We start from the raw sequence: 4,485 nt of genomic DNA, 5'->3' as shown, positions 1-4,485 counted from the left end.
ATGCAGAATAAAACTCAATAAAAGTAAAGTAGCAGCGATGTTTTTCATTTGAAAATAAAATTATTCATTAATAAGTGCAATTGTATGACACGCAACCATAGCAGCTGTTTCCGTTCGCAGTCTTGTGGCTCCTAAAGATACCGGATTGTAATTGTTTTCTAAAGCAATTTCAATTTCTTTTAACGAAAAATCGCCTTCGGGTCCAATTAAGATGGTGCAATCTTGATTTGCTTGTACAACTTCCGTTAACATTTTCTTAGTCGTTTCCTCGCAATGAGCAATAAATTTTTGCCCGCTATTTGATTTTTTAATAAAGTCTTTGAATGCAATTGGCTCGTTTAAAATTGGCAAAAAAACTTGATTGGATTGCTTCATTGCCGAAAGCACAATCCTATCAAACCGTTCGGTTTTAATAACTTTTCGCTCCGAATGGTCACAAATAATGGGCGTTATTTCTTGAACGCCAATTTCTGTAACTTTTTCTAAAAACCATTCGTAACGGTCATTCATTTTGGTTGGAGCTACCGCTAAATGAAGCTGGTATTTTTGTTTTTCTGTGGTTTCAATGGATAGAATTTCAACCGTGCACTTCGAATCAGATGCCAGAGTAATTTTCGTTTTAAACAAAAGGCCTAAACCATTGGTTACAAAAAGTACATCACCTTCTTTTTTTCGTAATACTTTATAAATATGTTTGCTCTCTTCCTTATCAAACGAAAAAGAAGTAGAATGAGCGTTTATATTTTTGAAATAAAATAGTTGCATTAAAATTCAATTCGTGCTTTTGAAACTACGGAAGCACTTTCAAAATGTTGCTTTAAATATTTTTGATAACCCACAATTCCAATCATTGCAGCATTATCGGTTGTGTACTCGAATTTTGGTATATAGGTTTTCCATCCGTATTTTTCTTCAGCTTCTTTTAATGTTTTTCTAATTCCTGTATTTGCCGAAACGCCACCACCAATAGCTATTTGATTGATGCCTGTTTGTGCAACAGCCAATTTGAGTTTGTCCATCAAAATTTGTATAATAACATTTTGAACTGATGCACAGATATCGGCTTTGTTTTCCTCTATAAAATTGGGATGAAAGGCAACATTCTTTTGAATAAAATACAGTATTTGTGTTTTGAGTCCCGAAAAACTAAAGTTCAAACCTTCTACTTTTGGTTTGGTAAATGCATATGCTTTAGGGTTTCCTTCTTTTGCAAATTGATCAATTAAAGGGCCGCCCGGATAAGGAAAACCAAGTATTTTGGCCGTTTTATCAAACGCTTCTCCTACCGCATCATCGGTAGTTTCACCAATAATTTCCATGTCAAAAAAATCATTAACCTTTACAATCTGTGTATGTCCACCGGAAATGGTTAACGCTAAAAAAGGAAATGTAGGTTTGTCAAATCCTACTTCATCAATAAAATGTGCCAGAATATGTGCCTGCATATGATTCACTGCAATCAGCGGAATTTTTAAAGCCATGGCAAACGATTTTGCAAACGAACTTCCCACAAGTAGTGATCCCATCAAACCGGGACCTTGGGTAAAAGCAATGGCGTGCAACTTACTTTTATCAACGCCGGCTTTTCGCAAAGCCATTTCCACCACGGGAACAATATTTTGTTGGTGAGCTCTGGAAGCTAACTCAGGAACTACGCCACCAAATTCTTCATGGATGCTTTGTCTGGCAACCAAATTTGATAAAACGCATTCATCTTTTAGAACGGCAGCAGCTGTGTCATCGCAAGAACTTTCGATAGCTAAAATATAAATGGGTTCTTTTGACATAAAGAGGCACGGATTTTGACTTATATTTGTTAGGAATAATTTAGACGCAACAAATGTAAAAATAGTACGTTAAAATTATATATTTTTGTTAGGTGTAAAAATAGTGTTTTTGCTTTAAAAACCGCAAAATTATAAAAGTAAAAGAGTATTAAGAAATTTAGAAAAATAGTCGTTCGGTCCTTAATTGGAATCATTATTTTAATGCTGCTTGTTGGCACCTTACTCACATTGCCTTTTGTGCAAACCAAAATTGGAAATTATGTAACCAATAGTTTAAATGAGGATTTTGGTACTGATATCAACGTTGAACAGGTTTCAATTTCTGTTTTTGGAACTGTAAAACTTAAAAAAGTGCTCATTCGAGATCATCATAAGGATACATTGATTTATGTGAATAGGTTGCAAACAAAACTTCAAAACTTCAAAAAACTTATCGATGGCGATTTACTTTTAGGGGATATTAAATTAGATAAAATTCTTTTTAATTTAAAAACTTACAAAAAAGAAACAAGTACCAATTTAGATTATTTTGTAAGTGCTTTTGAGTCGGATAAGCCGTCTTCAGGAAAATTTTTAATGACGGCAAGTACTATTCAAATTAATGAGGGTCGGTTTTTAATGTCTGATGACAACCAAAAAACATCAAAAATTTTAGATTTTTCAAATATCCAAACGAATATTGATGATTTTAAGATTTACGGAACTGATTTGACTTTTGGAATTCAGCAAATGCAATTCAAAGATTACAGAGGTCTGGTGGTTCAAAACTTGGAAACAAAATTTACCTATTCCAAAAAGAATCTTTTATTAGAAAAATTAAAAGTTCGGACTAAAAAATCACTTTTTTATGGCGATATTGCCTTGCTTTATGATGCTGATAAAGAAGATTTTGCAGATTTTAATAATAAGGTCGTATTTGATATTAAAATAGATTCTTCTTTTTTAGCAACAAACGACATTCGTTATTTTTACGAAGAAATTGGATCAGATAATACATTTAATCTTAAAGGCGACGTAAAAGGTATTCTTAACGACTTAAAAATCAACAATCTCGTTCTTAAAGGTGATAAGAGTACTGAAATTTATGGTGATATCCGCTTTCAAAATCTTTTTGCAGAAGATTCCGAAGGATTTTTAATGAATGGTACATTTGAAAAGCTTACATCCAACTACGGAGATTTAACAAATTTATTGCCAAACATTCTTGGTAAAACACTGCCAAGTGCCATGGAAAAACTTGGTCAGTTTACACTAAATGGGACTTCTCAAATTTCAACTTCTCAAATTGAGACGGTTTTTACTATGAACTCTGCTTTGGGTTCGGTTTTTTCTGATTTGCAAATACAAGATATCAAAAATATTGATAATTCCTCCTATAAGGGGAAGATTATATTAGACAAATTCAATGTTGGAAATTTTATTGATAATTCTGATTTGGGTTTGGTGTCATTGAATGTTGATGTGAACGGAAAAGGGTTTACAAAAGATTTGATTAATACAAAAATTGACGGCAAGATTAATAAAATTCAATACAACAATTATAATTATGCTGATATCACTCTGAAAGGTGTTTTTAAGAAGCCCTATTTTAGTGGCAAAATACATGTAAATGACCCTAATTTATTTATGGATTTTGCAGGATTGGTTGATGTTTCAAAAAAAGAAAATGTGTATGATTTTGATGCCAAAATTGATTATGCAAATTTGTATGAACTAAATTTAATCACAAACGATAGTACAGCTATTTTTAAAGGAGATATAGCTGCGAAATTGGCAGGCAATACGCTGAATACTATACACGGTGAAATTACATTTGAACATGCATCTTATCAAAATACCAGAGATATTTATGTGTTTGATGATTTTAATATTAGTTCCACATTCGACCAAAATCGGGAACGCACTATTGAAATAAATTCACCAGATATCATAGAAGGTTCTGTTGTTGGTAAGTTTGATTTTGAGCAATTAACCTTACTAGTAGAAAATTCCTTAGGTAGTACCTTCAGAAATTATACCTCTAACAAAGTTAGAAAAGGGCAATATTTAAGGTTCAATTTTTCAATTTACAATAAAATTATTGAAGTTTTTTATCCGGATATTTCTGTTAGTCCCAACACTTTTGTGAACGGATCAATTAAAGCCGATACAAACGATTTTAAGCTAAGTTTTACTTCTCCAGATATAAAAATAAATGAATTTGACTTTGAGAAAATAGCAATTGAAGTAGATAATAAAAATCCTCTTTTTAACACATTTATTGAAATTGACAGCATCAAAAACAAGTATTATAAAATAGCTGCGTTTAATTTGATTAATGTAACTAAAAACGATTCCTTATTGGTGCACACTGAATTTAAAGGAGGAAAGGCAGGTACTGATTTTTACAATTTGAACATGTATCACACCATTGATAAAGACAAAAATAATGTGGTAGGAATTCAAAAATCTGAGTTGTTTTTCAAGAATAATTTTTGGTTTTTAAATGAAGAAGATAACAGAAAAAACAGAATTGTAATAGACCGTAACTTTGAATCATTTCAATTTGACGAACTTAAACTTAGTCATGAAAATCAGGAGATATTCTTAAACGGAAGCATCATCGGTGCTACTAAAAAGGATTTAAATTTAAATTTTAATCAGGTAAATTTGGATATGGTTATACCTGAAATTGAAGGTTTGGTGCTCCATGGTGTAT

The 4,485-nt window shown here is 31.8% G+C and carries 2 protein-coding genes and 1 pseudogene; 1 reads left to right on the top strand and 2 read right to left on the bottom strand.

The window, feature by feature from the left end:
• Positions 1–60: 60 nt before the first annotated feature.
• The gene (locus ACIQ2S_RS11665; protein WP_396176182.1) at positions 61–765 is read right to left on the bottom strand and encodes a 16S rRNA (uracil(1498)-N(3))-methyltransferase; all 705 of its coding nucleotides are present in this window, start codon (positions 763–765) and stop codon (positions 61–63) included.
• A complete protein-coding gene (gene tsaD / locus ACIQ2S_RS11660; RefSeq protein WP_396176180.1) occupies positions 765–1,787 on the bottom strand; it encodes a tRNA (adenosine(37)-N6)-threonylcarbamoyltransferase complex transferase subunit TsaD in 1,023 nt (340 codons plus the stop codon). The genes ACIQ2S_RS11665 and tsaD overlap by 1 nt, the downstream gene beginning before the upstream one ends.
• 237 nt (positions 1,788–2,024) lie before the next feature.
• Here tsaD and ACIQ2S_RS11655 point away from each other — a divergent pair.
• A pseudogene (locus ACIQ2S_RS11655) lies at positions 2,025–4,485 on the top strand (translocation/assembly module TamB); the annotation flags it as partial.

It is taken from the genome of Flavobacterium sp. (genome assembly GCF_044371705.1).
GTDB lineage: Bacteria > Bacteroidota > Bacteroidia > Flavobacteriales > Flavobacteriaceae > Flavobacterium.
Note: the sequence above shows the minus strand (reverse complement) of the source record. Positions and strands in the feature narration are given on the sequence as shown.

Excerpts from the sequence above, each read along its gene's own strand:
- tsaD (WP_396176180.1), bottom strand. The coding sequence starts at position 1,787 with ATGTCAAAAGAACCCATTTATATTTTAGCTATCGAAAGTTCTTGCGAT.
- ACIQ2S_RS11665 (WP_396176182.1), bottom strand. The coding sequence starts at position 765 with ATGCAACTATTTTATTTCAAAAATATAAACGCTCATTCTACTTCTTTT.